We start from the raw sequence: 17302 nt of genomic DNA on the forward strand, positions 1-17302 counted from the left end.
AAATGATATGCCTGGTCAGAGCGCTATTTGGGGAGTGATGAAGGTGCTCTATAAAGACAAAATCTATGAGGGCTTAAGTGTCCAGATCGTAGTCCCTGAAGGAGAATATCAAGGCAGATATAAGACCAGGGTTGAAGAGGTTGGGCAAAAAATCATAACAATCGGGGTACCGGTTGTTGATGGTCAGTTTATTCCGCTCAGAGAGGGAACCGCGTTGGAAGTTGTATTTGTCGACGATCTGTCGGCGTATTCCTTTTCGACCGTTCTGATTAAAAGGTTTTCTGTGCCTATTCCAACGTTTATCATTGAATTTCCGGAAAAGATATTCAAAGTTCAAAGAAGAAAATATGTCAGGATCCAAGTCGTCAGTCCTCTTCAATATAGGACCGTGGAAAAAGAAGGTTTAGGGATTGAGCAGAAAGGATTTATGCATGATTTAAGCGGCGGCGGTTTGCTTTTTCAGACAAAAGGGTGTGTACCCGAAAAAACGCTGGTCGTAGTGGAACCTGTCATTGGGGATACGGCGATGCAGATTCCGGCAATAGTCGTTCGTTGCGTGAAAGAAGAAGAAAAAAATGCTTTCCTGGTTTCAGCGGAATTTTATGAGATTTCTGAAAGAATGCGTGATAAAATCATTTCCTATGTTTTTGAGCTGCAACGAGAGATGCGTAAGAAAGGATTGGTTTGAACATGGAGATATCTGCAATCAGGCTGGAAGCCTTTAAGGAAATTGGGAATATAGGTTCCGGGCATGCGGCAACATCACTTTCTAAGCTGCTGCAGGCAAGAATAGATATGTCCGTTCCGAAAGTTTGGCTTGTGCCACTCGAAAAGCTTAACGAGGCGCTTGGTGAGTATGATACGGTCCAGGTGGCCCTTTATCTTAAAGTTGAAGGTGATGCCCCCGGAAAGGCCATATTTGTCCTGCCGACTGAAAGCGCCAGGGTTATTGCCCAGAAATTGCTTGCGCTTCCGGAACGCCCGGATATTTTTGAGGACGAAATGGCGCAGTCGGCACTGCAGGAAGTCGGAAATATTCTGGTTAGTTCCTTCGTGATTGCATTATCCAAGTTTTCCGGAGTTTTTCTTCAGCCGTCCGTTCCGGCCATGGCCATCGACATGGTCGGCGCGATGATTGACGGTGTCCTGCTGGAAGAAGGGATGATCGATGACGACGTTTTGATCATAGATACGAAATTATCCGGAGTTAAAGAGGTGGAAGGAAAATTTTTCTTTATTCCGAATAAAGGTTCACTTGATAAATTATTAGGAGTATTCGGTATATGAGCAAGATGATCGTTGTAGGGATGGCTGATTACAAAGTAGGAAGAGCGCCTGACAAGCTGATGACGGCCGGCCTGGGTTCGTGTATCGGGATATGTGTCTATGATCCGTCAACCCAGATCGGAGGAATGGCCCATATCATGCTTCCAAGCTCTTTGGAGAGCCTTCAGGGCAATCCGGCAAAGTATGCTGATACGTGCCTGGCCATGATGCTTGAGGAAATGCTTAAGTTAGGGGTCATGAGATCGAGACTCAAAGCCAAAATGGCCGGCGGGTCTCAGATGTTTTCGTTTGGGAATAAGGCACCGCTCTTGAAAATCGGAGAGCGCAACGCGCAGGCAGTGGAACAGGAATTAAAGAAGGTCGGGGTTCCTCTGCTCGTCTATGACGTTGGCGGCAGCTTCGGGCGGACGATCACTTTTGATATTCAATCTGGCGATTTGCATGTGAGAACGATTAACCATGGGGAAAAGGTGATCTAATGGTGGAGTCTGATAAAAAACTTGAAGAAAACGCATTCAGACTGTCAGTTGTCAGCGCCGGAATTGTTCTGGTGTTTTCCATCTTCAACGGTTATCGTTATCCTGCTATTATACTCCGAACCATACTGGCTTTTTTATTTATTTATCTTTTAGGCAAAGGGCTTATTCTATTATGGAACGGAGTTGCTCCTCCGGTTAAAGAAGAAAAACCGTCTTCCAGAATCGATATCTTCCTAGGGGATACTGAAAGTCAGGACGATAACGCTCCCTACGAGACGGGGCAGCCGAAAGAGAGCCTTCAGTCACTGAAAAAACGGGTTCCGGGCCAAATCAACAACCAGATGATGGATCATTTGCCGGATGCAGCGGCCAGAGCGGAGATTGTCAGAAAAATGGGCTGGAGTGATGATCAGTAAGGAGGTGTAAGCCGCATGTATCAAGGACAATATAATACACCCAAACAAGCTGTATGGACAGAAGAGCATTTAGAGAAATTCCTGCCGCTCGTGAAGAGGATTGCAGGTCGGCTGGCGATGTCACTGCCGGAACATATTGATCAGGAAGACTTATTCGGTTACGGCGTATTTGGATTACTGGATGCGCTTCAGAGATTTGACCCTTCCCGCAGCGTGAAATTTGAAACGTACGCAACGTTAAGAATCAGGGGTTCGATCATCGACGGATTAAGATCGATGGATTGGGTTCCGCATTCGGCCCGTCAGAAGGTTAAACAGGTTACCCAGGGTTATGCTCAGCTGGAAAACCAGCTCGGACGCAGCCCAACACTGGAAGAAGCAGCCCGGCATCTGGATATTTCCGTTGATGAATTGAATGCGACCTTGCTGCAGGGACAGTATATGACACTTGTATCGATCGAAGATGCCAATTTCCATGATAACGAGGACATTACCGGTTCACCTCTTGATTTGATCATCGACCCGAGCTCGCAGGATTCGTTCGGCCAGATCGAAAAAGAGGAGCAGAAACAAATTTTGACAGAAGCCATTGAGAAATTATCAGAGAAAGAGAAGCTGGTGATCGCTTTATATTACCGGGAAGAGTTGACTTTAAAAGAGATATCGGCGGTGATGAACTTATCGGAATCGCGGATCTCCCAAATTCATTCTCAAGCCATCTTACGGTTACGGGGCTATCTCGGGAGACAGAAAAAAAATATTTTTTAAACCATTTTTGAGGACAAAATGGTTTTTTTATTTGACAGACACTAAAGTCCGGACGAAAGTTTGCCGATATATTGAATAGCAGTACAAGGAGGTGAAAGGATGAATGTAGTTTTGACGCCTGTCAATGTTGAAGGAGCAAAAACGGATTCTGCAGCAGGAAAAGAAGGGAAGGGCATTGACCAGAACAACCTTCTGTTTGCGCTTTTTATGCAGAATTTGGATCCTTCCAGCAAGGCTGATGAACAAACGCTTGGAGAAGTGGCGGGAGATCGTTCGGATTCCAATTCCGGAGAAGACACCGTTTCTGACGGGATGGCTTCGGAACTGGGCACATATCTGCAATTTCTTCAAAATTTATTTCCGGCTGGCATGGAGGCCACTTCCGGATCAAACGGAGACCAAAATAGTTCCCGGGTATCAGGTTCAGCGTTAAAAGAAAGCAATGCTGCCTGGATGATGCTTGAACAAGCCTTGAAAGAGGTTCTATCCTCATCAGCAGGGCAACCCGATAAGATTATGGCTAAGGGTGAAGGTTTGCACCTTGGGAATTACCTGAAGGCTTTCGGACTAAAAGGGATTTCTAGTTCAACAGCCAATTCTCTCGATCCAGCGGAGTTGGATGATATAGTAGGTTATTTAAAAGAACTTTCTGGGGAAATTATTTCACAGAAAAACCAGAATAATCAAGCAACAAACGTTTTTAATACGAATGCGAAGCTGCTTAACTGGCTGTCCGATAAATTATCTCTGATTCAAGATAAGTACGGAGCAGACAATTTGGACACGGCAGTCCAGGATAACCTAACCGGTGTGGCAGCGGCCGATGACGCTCAAAACCACGCGATGGACAGCATGATAGACCCCAACCAGATCTTTGGTTCGGGAGACAAGACCGATGCGGCGCTTTCCGGTTCAATGACGGATTTAAGCAGTGGGAAAGCAGGATCGCTTAGTGCAAATTCGGTCTGGAACCAGGTTTTGGACATTCTGAACAAACAGGGTCTGAATTCTCGAGAGATTAAGGAGCTCACCATTCAGTTGCAGCCGCAGGATCTTGGAAAGCTGAATGTATCGATGAAGCTGGAGAATGGGCAGCTGCATCTGGTCCTTAATGCTTCTGAGCAGGCTACGGGATCTTTGCTCCAGAACAATCTGCAGGACCTTCGGAACGGTCTTGCCCAGATCGGTGTTTCGTGCGGAACGCTGGAAATGGGCTACCGTCAGAATGACCAGCAGTCTTCACAGGACAGGAGCAATTACCGCAGTCAGCAGGAGACAGCCTTAACCCTTCAAGAAGAGGCAGGCGGTATTTTGCCGGTGTTTACTTCTTACCTGACTTCAAATATACAGGGCAATCGCATTAATGTCAGTGTCTAAAACGAGGAGGAAACGATGGCAAGCGTTTATCATGTAGCCGGTTCGACGACGGATACAACCAAACCCACAGACACCAAAAGCAGTACCGACAATGCAGCTTTGGATAAACAGGCTTTTCTTCAGCTTTTGATTGCTCAGTTGAAAAACCAGGATCCAATGTCTCCGATGGACAATTCCCAGTTTGTTGCCCAGCTTGCTCAGTTCAGCTCTCTGGAACAAATGGGCAATATGGCAACGGCGATTGATGAATTGAAGGAAAGTATGGTTACGTTAAACAGCCAATCGCTGCTTACCCAAGGTGCTGCGATGATCGGCAAAGAGGTTGTCGGGCAAATCACGACCGATGGGAAAACAGAAAAAATCACGGGAACAATCTCCTCAGTTAAATGGTCGGAGGGTTCTTTAACACTGATGATCGGCGACCAAGCGCTGGGTATGGAAGATATTCTGGAAATAAGAGAAGCCGGAACCGCTGATCCCGTTACGGAATAAAAAATAATTATTGGAGGTAGCGCCTTATGATGCGTTCATTATATTCAGCCATTACCGGTCTGAAAAATCATCAAACCAGTATGGACATCATCGGTAATAATATTGCGAATGTGAATACTGCCGGTTATAAAAGGCAGAGGGCCAGTTTTGCAACGATGCTCGGCCAGCAGATCCGCGGAGCTTCCGCGCCGACAACAACGATGGGGGGGACGAATGGCGTCAGCATCGGTTTAGGCAGCATCCTTGGTTCTGTGGATAAAGTCATGGGCCAGGGCAGTTCACAATATACGGGAAAAGCCACCGACATGATGATCCAGGGAGAAGGAATGTTTGTCTTGAATACCGGGACCAACAATGTGTACACCCGCGTTGGTAATTTTGATTTTGATAAAGACGGCACTTTAATTAATGTGGGAACCGGCGCTAAGGTTCAGGGGTATACCAGTGTCTGTGCTGTTACTGCAGGAAACGCGACCACAGCGGCTGTGGTTACCCCTGATGCGGCTAATCCGTGGGGAAATCCTCCTGTTCCGAATGGCATCAAGTTTAAGCTTGGTGAAACGCTTACCGGAGATACAGATTATACCTTGTCGAGCTATAGCATCGGTCAGGATGGTGTCGTTACGGGCGTTTATTCCGACGGAATATACTCGGTAACGAAGGCGATGTTTAAAATCGCCATTGCGACATTCCCGAATCCGGGTGGTTTAACTGCAGAAGGAAATAACTATTACTCCGAGAGCAATAACTCCGGACCTGCCGCTATCGATTCGCCGGGAGCAAAGGGCCGCGGGATGATTATCCCGAATTACCTGGAAATGTCCAACGTTGACCTTTCCCAGGAGTTTACGGACATGATCGTGACCCAACGCGGGTTCCAGGCCAATTCCAGGGTTATCACGGTATCCGATACGCTTCTGCAGGAACTGATCGACTTGAAGCGGAACTAATAATCCAGCTATGAATGGTATATGTAGTAAAAAGATGTAATCAAAAGATTAAAGGAATTTAGGCTTTTACAGAGAATTAGATGTTTAAACATTTATGAGCTTGAATGTTATTTTGCGACGAAAGAGTAAAAGGAGTAAAGGATATGCAGGTATCCACAGAATATCTCCGTACCCTGCAAAGCAGAATAGACCGGGTCGGTAATAACATGGCCAATAATCTGTCTTCAGGGTTTAAAGCGCAGCTGCTCTCCGTTGAAGAAGGCTATGATGCGCAGGATTACAGCAATACAATAGCTCTGTATGGTGGTGTGCCGGGAAGCGGAAAACCGGTTTTGAATATTAATCTCTACACCGGAAACCGGTTTGATTTTAGCCAGGGTAACCTTGCGAATTCAGGTAATGATTTTGACATGGCTATTGTCGGGGATGGTTTTTTTCAGGTTAGAATGCCGAATGGACAGCTAGGGTATACACGCGCAGGAATTTTTAGCAAGGACGGTGCGGGTAACCTAGTAAATAACCAAGGTATGCTGCTTGAGCCGCGGATTACTATACCCGGGGATGTTTCAGAGATCAGTATAGATGATAAAGGGATTATCAGTGGTGTAAAAATAGCCACATCAGAAGAGGATACAGAGTACTCTTCTGATGATCAGAATTCTAATGATGAAGAAAGCCAGGACAATAGAGTTCAATTAGGTAAAGTGCTGCTTTTTCGATTTGCTAACCCTAATGGTTTGGAACACACAGGCAATAATATTTTCCTGTCTACCGATGCTTCAGGTAAAGCAGTTGAAGAAGTCCCAGGTGAGGACGGCTGTGGAATTATTAAGAGTGGTATGCTGGAAAAATCCAATGCCAATTTGTTAAGCTCGATGACGGATCTGATCCAGATTCAAAGAGCCTATCAGGTGGAATTAAGGCTAAGGCAGGATCAAGATGAGATGACGGTTCAAACTATTGCGATGAGGAGATGAGTATGGCAGGTTGGCTGGATAGTCCGATTTTTAATTTACTCGAGGGCGGGTTGGATGGACTCGGACTGCGTCAGCGTGTCTTAGCCGACAATATTGCTAATAATGACACGCCCGATTTTAAAAGATCAGATGTTAGTTTCGATAAAATCCTGCAGGCCACGATGGACAGCATGAACAATACAGCAGCAGTATCCGGTACAGAGCCCGGCCATATCCCTATTATCGGGACAGGGCTGACTTCAGACGGCTTTGTAGTTAAGGATGAGAACACCACCTACCGCAATGACGGAAATAACGTGGATATTGACCTCGAAATGACCAGGCTTGCAGAAAATACGCTTCAATACAATTCATTATCCAGGATGCTGACGATGCATCTTTCCATGCTGAAACAGGCAATTCAAGAATAGCTATCCAAGAATAAACGTTCGTTGGAGGGGCGTGAGTTTTTTGCTCAGAGGATTATATACAGCAGCTTCAGGTATGATTATGAATAACCAACAGAGTGAGGCAATAGACCGGAATCTTGAAAACATGAACAATCCCGGTTATCTCGAGGAAAGTGAAAGAGTCACTTCATTTCCGCGTCTGCTGGTCAGCAGGCTTACCCCTTCTACGACCAGTGATAAGCCTTCGGAAAATGTTCCACTGGGAATCATGGGAACGGGTGTCTACGCGGAGAAAGTCTTATACAGCACAGAACCCGGTTTGATCCGGGAAACCGGGAATATGACTGATGTGGCGCTTAACGGTGACGGCTTTTTCGCCATTGAAACGCTTGACGGGGAACGTTATACCAGAAACGGACATTTTCAGGTTGATCCTTCCGGCATGCTCAGAACAGCAGGCGGTAATCTTGTTCTTGGTCAAAATGGAGCAATCGGCCCTTTGCCGGACGATTTCACCATTCTGCAGGATGGAACAATTATCAGTACTGAGAGCAGCCAGGTCATAGACAGACTTACAATTGTGAACATCCCTGCGGAAGATCTGGATCGTGACGGACTTACGAGTCTTTATAACAGCCAGAATCAGCCTACGGAGATACCACCGAAAAACATCCGGGTTGAACAAGGTTTTATTGAGGAATCAAACGTCGACCTAAATGCGCAAATGGTCAAAATGATTCAGGTAACGCGCTCGTATTCAGCGAATCAAAAAGTGGTCCAAACCAATGATGAAATTTTACAGAAAGCCGTCAATGAAATAGGAAAGGTCTAACCGGCTTCTAAAAAGTAGAAACGTGTAAGAGGTGATTACGATGGGCTCCCAATCCGTCATTTTCTCACTTGGTAGCGAAGAATACGGCCTCCCGATCGAGACTGTTCAGGAAATAACTCAGTTGACAGAAGTTCATCCTGTACCACAGTGCTCGAGACATGTCAAGGGCCTTATTATTATCAGAGGTCAGGCAATTCCGTTGATTGATCTGCATGCCAAATTTGCGATTCCGTCCCGGAATGAGGCTGGTTTTGCAATCATTATGAAAATTAATGACAATGTTGTCGGCATTGCCGTTGATGAGATCATTGAGGTAAGGACACTCGAGAATGTTGTCCAGGCTCCTCCTTTGGTTGCTGCCTCATTTATCGGAGGAATTGTCAATCTCCCGGATAGACTGATCGTTCAGCTTGATCCGGCATTTATTTTTAGAACCGATGAGCTGGAAGATTTAAAGGCTTTGGCCTGATTGGCTCCGCCTGCCTGTTTACTGGTGGCTGGAGGCTTGGTAGGCTAACTTGACTTTTTTCAGATATTGATTTATATTAATTTAAAATTGAATTCATTTTAAATTAGAAAAGGAGGGCATCTGAGTATGGCTTTGTGGGAATGCAGTGTATGCAAAAAGGTCTCTGAAGGAAGATGTCGTCCAAAACAATGTCCCGAATGCGGCGCTGATAAAGAAAAGATAGTGAAAAAGGATTAGCAGTGCATATCGACTATTACTTATATCTTTTTAAAATTAGTTGGCCGGCTTTGAGCGGTCTTTTTCTTGTCTGCATTTTTATAGGGACAAAATGTCTTTCTATACTTAGAAAGGCGTTGGCCGAAAAGAATTATTTCAGCAAATTTCTTGCTGCAGCCAAATCGCTTTTCCTGGTCTTGATCGTTTTTATTTACTCCCTGATGTTTATGGATTACAATCAGGATTGGCTGAACGACCCTGCAGTATCGAAAGGGGTCATCGAAAGCCTCACGGCGGAAGCTGAGCAGTATACGCTCATTTTACGCAGCGGAGAAGAGATACTCACGTTAAGTATTAATGCGGCTGCTTTCCATAAGCTTCATAAGAACGATTTAGTGGAAGTCACTTATCTTCACCAGAAAAAACAGGTAGTTCAATGCAGCGTATTAACCCGACAAGCTGACAATTTCATATAATAGCATAGCTTATGTTTGACATTTAATGGAATTGATTATTGACGTCTCATGATATAATATAATTAAGCAATCGTGTTTTTATCAATCACGTCCATGGAAAGGAGAGGTGGAACTTATGCGTATTCTTAAGGTAAATGACAATACGGTTCGCATTTTTATCTCCTTTACCGAGCTCGCAGATCGCAATATATCTCTTGCTGACTTGTTTCAACGTTCCGCGAGAACTGAACAGTTTTTTTGGGAATTGATTTCAAAAGCCAGAGATGAGGTAGACTTTAGTTTAGATCAGCCTTTCTGGATCCAGGCTACTGTTGCTTCAGAAGATGAATTTGTCATAACGGTAATTAAGCAGGAAGAACAAATTGATGCGGAAATTAACCATATTATTCAAACCGCTTTTGGAGAAAAGAAAAAGAATCCACGCCCTTCTCCGAAGTTTGCGTCTGAAAAGCAATGGGTATATTTGTTTGAAGAATTCGAAGATGTTATTTCCGCAGTCCGTCTTTTGCCGGGGATTCTCCAGCTTCAATCCGCGTTGTTCCAATATGAGGGTGAATATTACCTGACAATCAGCAATATTGGAAACCCGCGTAAAAAGAAACTGGCTGAAGCGATACTGGATGAATTTGGGGAATCTGTCATGACCACGGATACTTTTCTCAAAGAGCACGGTGAAACGATTATCGAGGAAGATGCCGTAAAAATCTTAAAACGCCTCGAGAAAAAGAAAAGGAGCTAACAGCTCCTTTTGTTTTGGGTACTAGCCGGCAGGATTGAAATGGCCTGCCTTGTAGAGCTTGCGGATACTGATCAGGCAATCCGGGCAAACGGGTTGCTTTTTAAACAACAGAAGCTGATCCTTGCCATTGCAGAAAATGCATTTCGATTTTTTTTTTGCTTGAAACACGCAGAAGTCGTATATTTTTGTTCCGGACGGCTCCATTGCCTTTCCCCCTTGGATTTATTTCAGTGGGCTGAAATGTTATTATGATAATATTAAACGATCCGGCTTGTCGAAATCCTAAAAAAAACCAAGCGGGTAAGAATGAACATTTTGTCTTAGATTGCAGAATTCGGGGTGTTTTTTTGAGAAACAGCAAACTGCGTCTTCTTCCTCCGGTAAACGAGGTCATTGCCGAATTAGCAAAAACCGATGCCTGTAACGGTTATGAACTTTCGGCAATTACCTGGGCTGTAAGGAAGGCTTTGGAAAAAGCCAGAAAGATTCTTTTGGATGATCTGAATCAAGATGGTGAAGAATTGAATAGTGGAAAAACTAAAAAACTTCAGAATTTTTTGCACTGTCAGCCTGAAGAATTTGTACCGGTCTTTCGAGCGTGGTTGTATAAGGAGATCCGGGCAGAATTGAGAGGTTACGGAAGTATGAAGAGAGTCATCAATGCTACAGGTGTAATTCTGCATACGAATTGCGGACGAGCACTGCTTGCTCCGGAAGCCGCCGCTTATGTCGCGGAACAGGCTGTTGTTTACAGCAATCTTGAGCTTAACCTTGAAACCGGAAATCGCGGTTCGAGGTACAGCCATATCGAAGAAATTCTGGCAGAGCTGACCGGGGCCGAGGCATCCCTTGTTGTGAATAACAATGCAGCAGCGGTACTTTTAATCATGAATACTTTTGCCGTCCATAAAGAAGTCATTGTTTCCCGCGGAGAACTGGTGGAAGTCGGCGGATCTTTCCGCATTCCTGAAGTGCTCAAAGCAGGAGGGGCAAAACTGGTGGAAGTCGGAGCAACGAATAAGACCTGGCTGAAGGATTACCAGGAGGCGATTGGCCCGGAGACGGCGATGCTGCTGAAAGTACATACCAGTAATTATCGGATTCAGGGATTCCAGCATGAAGTTCCGGTTGATGAGCTTGTGGTGCTCGGTAAAGAGTCGGGGATTCCGGTTGTCGTGGATCTTGGCAGCGGCAGTTTCCTGGATGGATCGGAATATGGTCTTCCGCAGGAACCGACGGTGCAGGATACGCTGAAAAGCGGAGCTTCACTGGTCTCTTTCAGTGGAGATAAACTTTTGGGAGGCCCTCAGGCCGGAATTATTATTGGCAAAAAGGAACTGATTGATTGCTTGAAAAAAAATCAGCTTACTCGGGCTTTGAGAGTTGATAAGCTGGTTCTGGCTGCCTTGATTGGAACGCTCCGTTTCTATCAGAGAGGGGAAATCGGTAAAATACCTGTCTGGAATATGCTTTCCCATACAAAAGATGATCTTCGGAAAGACGCGCTGAAGCTTAGTGAAATGCTTGCCGGCCTGCCCGGTTTGGAAATACAGGTTATGGACGCTGAATCCTGCGTCGGAGGCGGGGCTTTTCCGACGGCGGTGCTTCCGACTTACGTATGTGCGGTAAAGCCAAAGCAGAATTCCGTAGTTGATCTTGAAAGTTTTTTAAGACAGGGAGACGTACCTATTCTTGCCCGCATTGTGAAAGATGCAGTTGTTTTTGACCCTCGGACGCTGCTTCCGGAGGATTATCAGGTGATTGCAGACCGTTTACGGGAATGGAATCCGTGACAAAATACTCGTACAGCATTCTAAAATTTCTTACTAAATTGTTGATTTATCCTTTTGTATTTTATATTAGGTCTGCAGATCATGTTGTGATATAATTGCTTTTGAAAAAAACAAAGTGAGCAACAAGGAGAAAACGAAAGGAGGGAAAGCAATGTCCGGTGACAAAATAAGACTGACGCAGTACTCGAGCAAATCTGGCTGAGGGTGCAAGATTGGTCCTGGTGACCTGGCACAAGTTTTGTGTCACTTTCCAAAACAAACGTCCAACCCGGATCTTCTGATCGGCTTTGATACGTCAGATGATGCGAGTGTCTACCGTCTTAATAACAATCAGGCGATCGTCCAGACAGTTGACTTTTTTACTCCGATCGTTGATGATCCATATTCTTTCGGGCAAATTGCCGCAGCCAACGCCCTCAGTGATATCTATGCCATGGGTGCGCGTCCGCTGACTGCGCTGAATCTTGTTTCTTTTCCGATTGATAAGCTTGATAAAAGCATATTAATGGAGATACTAAGAGGGGGAAAAGACAAAGTTGAAGAAGCCGGAGCCTTAATCATCGGTGGGCATTCGATCGATGATCCTGAACCGAAGTATGGTCTGTCCGTAACAGGCATTATTCATCCTGATCGGGTGCTGACTAATTCCAGCGCCAGGGAAAACGATTTGCTCGTTCTGACAAAACCATTAGGACTTGGGATTATCACGACTGGGATAAAAAACGGGATTGTCCCAGCAACGGATGAGAAAGCCGCCATTGAGGTCATGGCACGGCTGAATAAGGAAACGTCGGAGATTGCAGTCCAGACCGGAGTAAATGCCTGTACGGATATTACCGGCTTTGGTCTGTTGGGACATCTTCACGAAATGATGAAAGCCAGCGGTATGCAGGCTGAGATATTTGCAGGGAATGTTCCGGTTTTGGACTGTGCCTGGGACTGTCTAGAGAAAGGAACAATCCCCGGAGGAACATTGTCCAACCTGATTTATCTCGAGGATTATCTGGATGCAGAGTGCAGTCTGGACTGGAAATTGATCCTCGGTGATGCTCAGACTTCAGGTGGGCTGCTTCTGGCAGTGCCTGAAGAAAAAATTGAAACGCTAATCACGGAATGTCATAACAGGAATGTGCATTCTGTCGAAATCATTGGCAGAATATCGAAGGGAGAACCCGGAAAAGTATTAATTCGTGGGGGAACCCATGCCTTTACCAAGACAACGATAAATGGAGTGGGACAGACTTGAGGAAAAAAAATAAAAAAAGGAAAGCTTTTACGATCATTGCAGTTCTGCTCGCAGGGATTATTGCCGGTTCGGCTGCCTTTGGCTACTTTTTCTTAAATCAAGGAAGTACAGGTATGTGGGAGAGTACAGAAAACGCAAGTACGGACTCTCTTAACAAACGGATAAGCTTCCTGTTAATCGGCGCAGACAAAAGGCCCGGACAGACTTCCTATAATACGGATACTATTATTGTTGCGAGTGTGGATCCTGATACGAAATTAATTTCTCTCTTGTCCATTCCCAGGGATACCAGGGTCAGCCTTCCCGGATCAAATTCTTACATCAAAATTAATTCGGTCGTGATGTACCGAGGAATTCCTGAGCTGATGGATGAGGTTACCGAACTGACGGGCATACTGCTTGACGGCTATGTCGTAACCAATTTTGACGGTTTTAAAAGTATTATCGACACAGTGGGCGGAATTGAACTCGATGTTGAAATGGATATGTACAAAGAGACCGGAGACGAAGTTGACGGCGTGATTGACCTGAAAGCCGGAGAGCAGCATCTGACCGGGACTCAGGTGCTCCAGTATGCTAGATTCCGGGGAGACAGCACCGCGGACATCGGCAGAACTGCACGGCAGCAGAAGGTTTTGAAAGCAGTGGCCAAAGCAGTCCTGCAGCCCTCAACCATTATTAAACTACCCAAGCTTATTCCTCAAATCAATGAAGTTGTTGAAAGCGATCTGAAACTCGCGGATATTCTAAGACTATCCAAGGCAGCTGCGGCTTTCGACAGTTCAAACATGGTGAATCAAACACTGCCTGGCTATGGACTTTATCTTGACAATATCAGTTACTGGGAAGTCAATCCCGATCATGCCAAACAAGTGACTAAGAATCTTCTGCTCGGGATTACCACCGATATAACCATCGACGGGACAGTCCTCGACCTGCTGAGCCCGGAACTTCGATCCCATATCACGGTACCCGGAGGCTCTTCAGATCCAAACGGCACCGCATCTCCAGGTCACGATGACTCGGGCAGTACGAGCGGGAGCAGTAAAGAATCATCCGGAGCAGCGTTGAATGACGGAAGTACGGGAACAAGCGGCGGAACCGGTACGGACATTGGACAGGGTACGGGTAGTCCGGACCAGGGCAACAGCTTGGGGCAGGATGAAAGTAATTTGAACAATGGCAATGCTTCAAATAAAAAGACGAAGGAAATAAAGCTATTAATCATTCCTGAATAATTCTCTTGTAGACAAATATCGAAATAGTCAGTAAAATGAGAGAGAATAATCATAAAATACTGTAATCATGCTATTACAGTATTCTTTTTTTAAAAAAATTATAAATTAACAGATAATCTTTGGCTAATTTTCGTTAATAATCTAATACATTTATTTAATATATATGTTTTTTTAGGACTAAAGTCCTGTGTGCTTTGTTTTTGAAATAAGACTATTTTTCCAGGTTGTTTAAGGAGAGTGCGGGCCATGAAAGAAATGATTGCAACAGGTAAAACGTTGGAAGAAATCAGAGAGAGATGGTCTCGGGAATGGGGCTGTGATCCTGAAGCGCTGCAGATAGAGACCATAGAGAAACCGGGAGTCTTCAGCAGACTCTATAAGGTAAAAGTAATTTTGCCGGATTCGGATAAACAAAATTTTCCGCAGGAAGATACTCAGGAGGAAGATACCCGGGTCCTCTGGGATCAAGTCAAATATACGATTTATCCCGGATCGCAGGTGCAAAGCATCGTTCCTTATCCACATGCTGGGAAATTATTTATGCTGGGCAACGAAATTGGATATGAAATGCCCGTTAATAAAGGTGATACCTTTGAATTCTATCCTTTGGTCCAGCAGGGTGGACTTTCCTGGGGAATCTCAGTTGAGCCGGATGGCAGCAAAGCTGTCGCGAGAGTCAGACACGCCCGTGCGGGTAAATTCGTCCTAGCCAATTCTCTCCCGAATTATTCGCAGTTTGTACTGGAACAACATGTTTCCTTTGACGCTTCCCCTGAACCTGATGAGCTGCCAACGGAAGCAAACCTGCTGAAAGAAATCAATGACAAAGGAATTGTTTATGGAATAAAGAGCAATCTTTGGGCGGATTTTATGGCAGTCGATGGTGAAAGGGAAATTGTCATCGCTGAAGCAACCCTGCCGATTCCAACTGTTCAGCCCCAGCTAATCGACTATGTTGGTGAACCCGTATTTCAGAATGAAGAAAGCAATGAAGAAAAAATTGATTATTTCGCCTGTAAGATTGTCCTTTGCCAGAAGGATGATATTCTGGCCAGGAAGATCCCGGGTAAAGAAGGGGTCCCCGGTACGAACATTTTCGGAAAAGCCACTCAGGTTGATAAAATCAAAGACTTCATGATTACAATGAAGAAGAATGTCTATCTGACTGAGAATATGGAAGTTAAAGCCTCCTGTTCCGGTACACCGGTAAGGGTCAATAAAAATACATACTTAGTTGAAAACGCGTTTATTCAAAACAAAGATGTTGATCTGAGTACCGGAAGCATCGACTTTCCAGGCGATGTGTTTATCGGGGGCAATGTTGCGGACGGACTGTATATTCATTCCTCCGGCACAGTCAAAGTACAGGGTTCTGTCTCAGGCGCTGATATTAAAGCGGAAACGGGACTGGCAGTAAGAAATAATATTATAGCCAGTAAAATACTTGTCGGAGAGAAACATGTCTCTAGATCCGAGTTTATCAAAACCATGCAGGAAGTCAGTGAAGGGCTTGCGCTCTGTGTTCATCAGATTGAGCAGCTGCAGGGAGTATCCGCCAATACGAGTGTTGGCCAGCTGTTCAAGGTCATCCTGGAGAAGAATTTTCAACAATTGCCAAAGAAGGTTGAAGAGCTGGAGAGACTGCTTAACAGCCAGGAACGCGGGTTTGTATCCCCGGAGCTTGATCAGGCGATACGTTCGGTGAAGCATTTTATGATCGGATTAGGACCGCTTCAACTTAAAGATACGCTTTATCTTAAAAATGCCCTGAAGATTGTAGGTTTCTTCATGGCCACCAAAGGACTGGCCGCCTCGGCCAGTGTTCTTTGTGACGTCAGTTATGTCCAGAACTCTGAAATCAGCTGCGCCGGCGATTTCTTCTGCCATAAAGGCGTGTACAATTCCATTTTAAAAATTGAAGGCTGTATGAAAATTCATGGTGTCTGCCGCGGCGGCGAGATCAGTTGCTCGGGTGATGTTTACATTTGGGAACTTGGCGGCTCGAATATCAGTGCCACGACAATCAAGGCATCCAAAGACAGCCATATCAATATTGAGTTTTGCCACGCCAATATTAAAATTTTCATTGGCAAAGAGCTGATCAAGATTGATGAACCGGCTCAAAAAGTTGATATTTTCAGGGACAAAGGGAACCTTCAGGTTGGAAAGCTAAGATGGGACGGTAGTACGCGCTAACGGGATCTGGCCAGTAACCGGCTGATATAGGGCAGCAGAGGAAGAACCATAAGCGAAGACAGGATGTTAAAAATTGTATGACCGTTGGCAATCTGGCGGCTTAGGCTTCCTCCAAGGAACCTGATCATCTCGGTCAGCGGATCCAGAAGCGGGTAAAACATCAGAACGCCAAAAACGTTAACGAACACATGAAATAACGCAACCCATTGAGCTGATCTTGAGGTAAAAGCTGAGACAATCAAAGCGGTGAAGCAGGTCCCGATATTGGCTCCGAAAATAAACGCAAGGGAGGTTGGCAGATCAAGCCAGCCTCTTTCTGTTAAAACCATCACAAGGCCTGCCGTTGCACTTGAAGAATGCAGGGCCGCCGAGAGAACGGTACCTGCCACAATGCTTTCAAGATAGCTGCTGTTTAGATGGAGTAGCCGTTCCTGGAAATATGAGGTCGAGGCAAGCGGGATCATCGCGGATTCCAAAACGGAAAGAGAGAAAAACATCAGGCCTAAGCCGGCCAACGCATAGCAAAAGAATTTTATTTTGCCTTTCAGCAGCCAGAACCCTAGAAATCCGGGCGGGACCAGCCATATGGCGAAATCCTTGAGCGGCAAAGACAAAAGCTGGGGCGTTACCGTGCTGCCAATATTGCTTCCGAGGATCAGTCCGAACGTATTTTGAAAGCTTAACAAACCGGCGTCAACAAAGGAAATTGCCATTACGGTCAGCGCTGTGCTCGATTGCAGGATACTTGTCGCCAGAATGCCGCTGATGAATCCTCTCCCGGTGGTTGCGGTGAATCTCTGCAGAACGAGCTGGAAATAAGACCCTGTGAATTTTTCCAGGCCATCTCTAAGAATTTTTATTCCTGTCAATAATATCATCAGGCCTAAAAAAGTAAAACAGATGGGGACAAGCATCAGCAGCTCCTTCAGCTTTTCAGAATAAGATTACTCGGTTAATTCTAT

At 45.3% G+C, this 17302-nt stretch carries 21 protein-coding genes; 19 read left to right on the forward strand and 2 right to left on the reverse strand.

Annotation, left to right across the window (positions count from 1 at the left end; all coding sequences use genetic code 11):
- The first annotated feature begins 37 nt into the window (after positions 1 to 37).
- The 15 genes from A7D23_RS06845 (at position 38) to A7D23_RS06915 (ending at position 9867) form a co-directional block, all read left to right on the forward strand.
- Entirely contained in the window at positions 38 to 688 is a 651-nt protein-coding gene (locus A7D23_RS06845; RefSeq protein WP_242837088.1) for a flagellar brake domain-containing protein, read from the forward strand.
- Positions 689 to 690: 2 nt separating this feature from the next.
- Positions 691 to 1287: a chemotaxis protein CheC gene (locus A7D23_RS06850; RefSeq protein ID WP_019226150.1), complete on the forward strand. Its 597-nt coding sequence runs from the start codon at positions 691 to 693 to the stop codon at positions 1285 to 1287.
- On the forward strand, positions 1284 to 1766 hold the full coding sequence (locus A7D23_RS06855; protein ID WP_019226151.1) for a chemotaxis protein CheD: 483 nt from the start codon (positions 1284 to 1286) through the stop codon (positions 1764 to 1766). Before A7D23_RS06850 ends, A7D23_RS06855 begins: the two co-directional genes overlap by 4 nt.
- Entirely contained in the window at positions 1766 to 2182 is a 417-nt protein-coding gene (locus tag A7D23_RS06860; RefSeq protein WP_019226152.1) for a hypothetical protein, read from the forward strand. The genes A7D23_RS06855 and A7D23_RS06860 overlap by 1 nt, the downstream gene beginning before the upstream one ends.
- A gap of 15 nt (positions 2183 to 2197) precedes the next feature.
- Positions 2198 to 2950, forward strand: coding sequence for a FliA/WhiG family RNA polymerase sigma factor (locus A7D23_RS06865; RefSeq protein WP_019226153.1), 753 nt, complete (start codon positions 2198 to 2200; stop codon positions 2948 to 2950).
- A 99-nt stretch (positions 2951 to 3049) separates the two neighbouring features.
- The gene (locus A7D23_RS06870) at positions 3050 to 4327 is read left to right on the forward strand and encodes a flagellar hook-length control protein FliK (RefSeq protein ID WP_019226154.1); all 1278 of its coding nucleotides are present in this window, start codon (positions 3050 to 3052) and stop codon (positions 4325 to 4327) included.
- Between the two features lie 15 nt (positions 4328 to 4342).
- On the forward strand, positions 4343 to 4819 hold the full coding sequence (locus A7D23_RS06875) for a flagellar hook capping FlgD N-terminal domain-containing protein (RefSeq protein ID WP_019226155.1): 477 nt from the start codon (positions 4343 to 4345) through the stop codon (positions 4817 to 4819).
- A 26-nt stretch (positions 4820 to 4845) separates the two neighbouring features.
- Complete coding sequence (locus tag A7D23_RS06880) at positions 4846 to 5769, forward strand: flagellar hook-basal body complex protein (protein ID WP_019226156.1); 924 nt, start codon at positions 4846 to 4848, stop codon at positions 5767 to 5769.
- A 143-nt stretch (positions 5770 to 5912) separates the two neighbouring features.
- Positions 5913 to 6746, forward strand: a complete 834-nt coding sequence (locus A7D23_RS06885; protein WP_019226157.1) for a flagellar hook-basal body complex protein — start codon at positions 5913 to 5915, stop codon at positions 6744 to 6746.
- Between the two features lie 2 nt (positions 6747 to 6748).
- Positions 6749 to 7156, forward strand: coding sequence for a flagellar basal body rod protein FlgB (flgB, locus tag A7D23_RS06890; protein ID WP_019226158.1), 408 nt, complete (start codon positions 6749 to 6751; stop codon positions 7154 to 7156).
- 31 nt (positions 7157 to 7187) lie between these two features.
- Positions 7188 to 7967: a flagellar hook-basal body protein gene (locus A7D23_RS06895; protein ID WP_019226159.1), complete on the forward strand. Its 780-nt coding sequence runs from the start codon at positions 7188 to 7190 to the stop codon at positions 7965 to 7967.
- 40 nt (positions 7968 to 8007) lie between these two features.
- Positions 8008 to 8436 (forward strand): chemotaxis protein CheW, encoded by a 429-nt coding sequence (locus A7D23_RS06900; RefSeq protein WP_019226160.1) that lies wholly within the window; start codon positions 8008 to 8010, stop codon positions 8434 to 8436.
- A gap of 126 nt (positions 8437 to 8562) precedes the next feature.
- Positions 8563 to 8673, forward strand: a complete 111-nt coding sequence (locus A7D23_RS16620) for an RCKP-type rubredoxin-like domain-containing protein (protein WP_019226161.1) — start codon at positions 8563 to 8565, stop codon at positions 8671 to 8673.
- A gap of 2 nt (positions 8674 to 8675) precedes the next feature.
- Positions 8676 to 9128, forward strand: a complete 453-nt coding sequence (locus A7D23_RS06910; protein ID WP_019226162.1) for a hypothetical protein — start codon at positions 8676 to 8678, stop codon at positions 9126 to 9128.
- A gap of 115 nt (positions 9129 to 9243) precedes the next feature.
- Positions 9244 to 9867: an adaptor protein MecA gene (locus A7D23_RS06915; RefSeq protein ID WP_019226163.1), complete on the forward strand. Its 624-nt coding sequence runs from the start codon at positions 9244 to 9246 to the stop codon at positions 9865 to 9867.
- A 21-nt stretch (positions 9868 to 9888) separates the two neighbouring features.
- Here A7D23_RS06915 and A7D23_RS16020 read toward each other — a convergent pair whose 3' ends face one another.
- A complete protein-coding gene (locus A7D23_RS16020; protein WP_019226164.1) occupies positions 9889 to 10071 on the reverse strand; it encodes a hypothetical protein in 183 nt (60 codons plus the stop codon).
- Between the two features lie 143 nt (positions 10072 to 10214).
- Here A7D23_RS16020 and selA point away from each other — a divergent pair, with 143 nt between their 5' ends.
- The 4 genes from selA (at position 10215) to A7D23_RS06940 (ending at position 16340) form a co-directional block, all read left to right on the forward strand.
- Complete coding sequence (gene selA, locus A7D23_RS06925; protein ID WP_019226165.1) at positions 10215 to 11660, forward strand: L-seryl-tRNA(Sec) selenium transferase; 1446 nt, start codon at positions 10215 to 10217, stop codon at positions 11658 to 11660.
- Between the two features lie 151 nt (positions 11661 to 11811).
- On the forward strand, positions 11812 to 12906 hold the full coding sequence (selD, locus tag A7D23_RS06930) for a selenide, water dikinase SelD (RefSeq protein WP_083221881.1): 1095 nt from the start codon (positions 11812 to 11814) through the stop codon (positions 12904 to 12906).
- Complete coding sequence (locus A7D23_RS06935; protein WP_019226166.1) at positions 12903 to 14144, forward strand: LCP family protein; 1242 nt, start codon at positions 12903 to 12905, stop codon at positions 14142 to 14144. Before selD ends, A7D23_RS06935 begins: the two co-directional genes overlap by 4 nt.
- Before the next feature lie 246 nt (positions 14145 to 14390).
- On the forward strand, positions 14391 to 16340 hold the full coding sequence (locus A7D23_RS06940) for a FapA family protein (RefSeq protein ID WP_019226167.1): 1950 nt from the start codon (positions 14391 to 14393) through the stop codon (positions 16338 to 16340).
- Here A7D23_RS06940 and A7D23_RS06945 read toward each other — a convergent pair.
- Positions 16337 to 17254, reverse strand: coding sequence for a Na/Pi symporter (locus A7D23_RS06945; protein ID WP_019226168.1), 918 nt, complete (start codon positions 17252 to 17254; stop codon positions 16337 to 16339). The two genes, A7D23_RS06940 and A7D23_RS06945, sit on opposite strands and share 4 nt — an antisense overlap.
- Positions 17255 to 17302 lie beyond the last annotated feature (48 nt).

Source organism: Dehalobacter sp. TeCB1, assembly GCF_001707455.1.
Lineage (GTDB): Bacteria > Bacillota > Desulfitobacteriia > Desulfitobacteriales > Syntrophobotulaceae > Dehalobacter > Dehalobacter restrictus.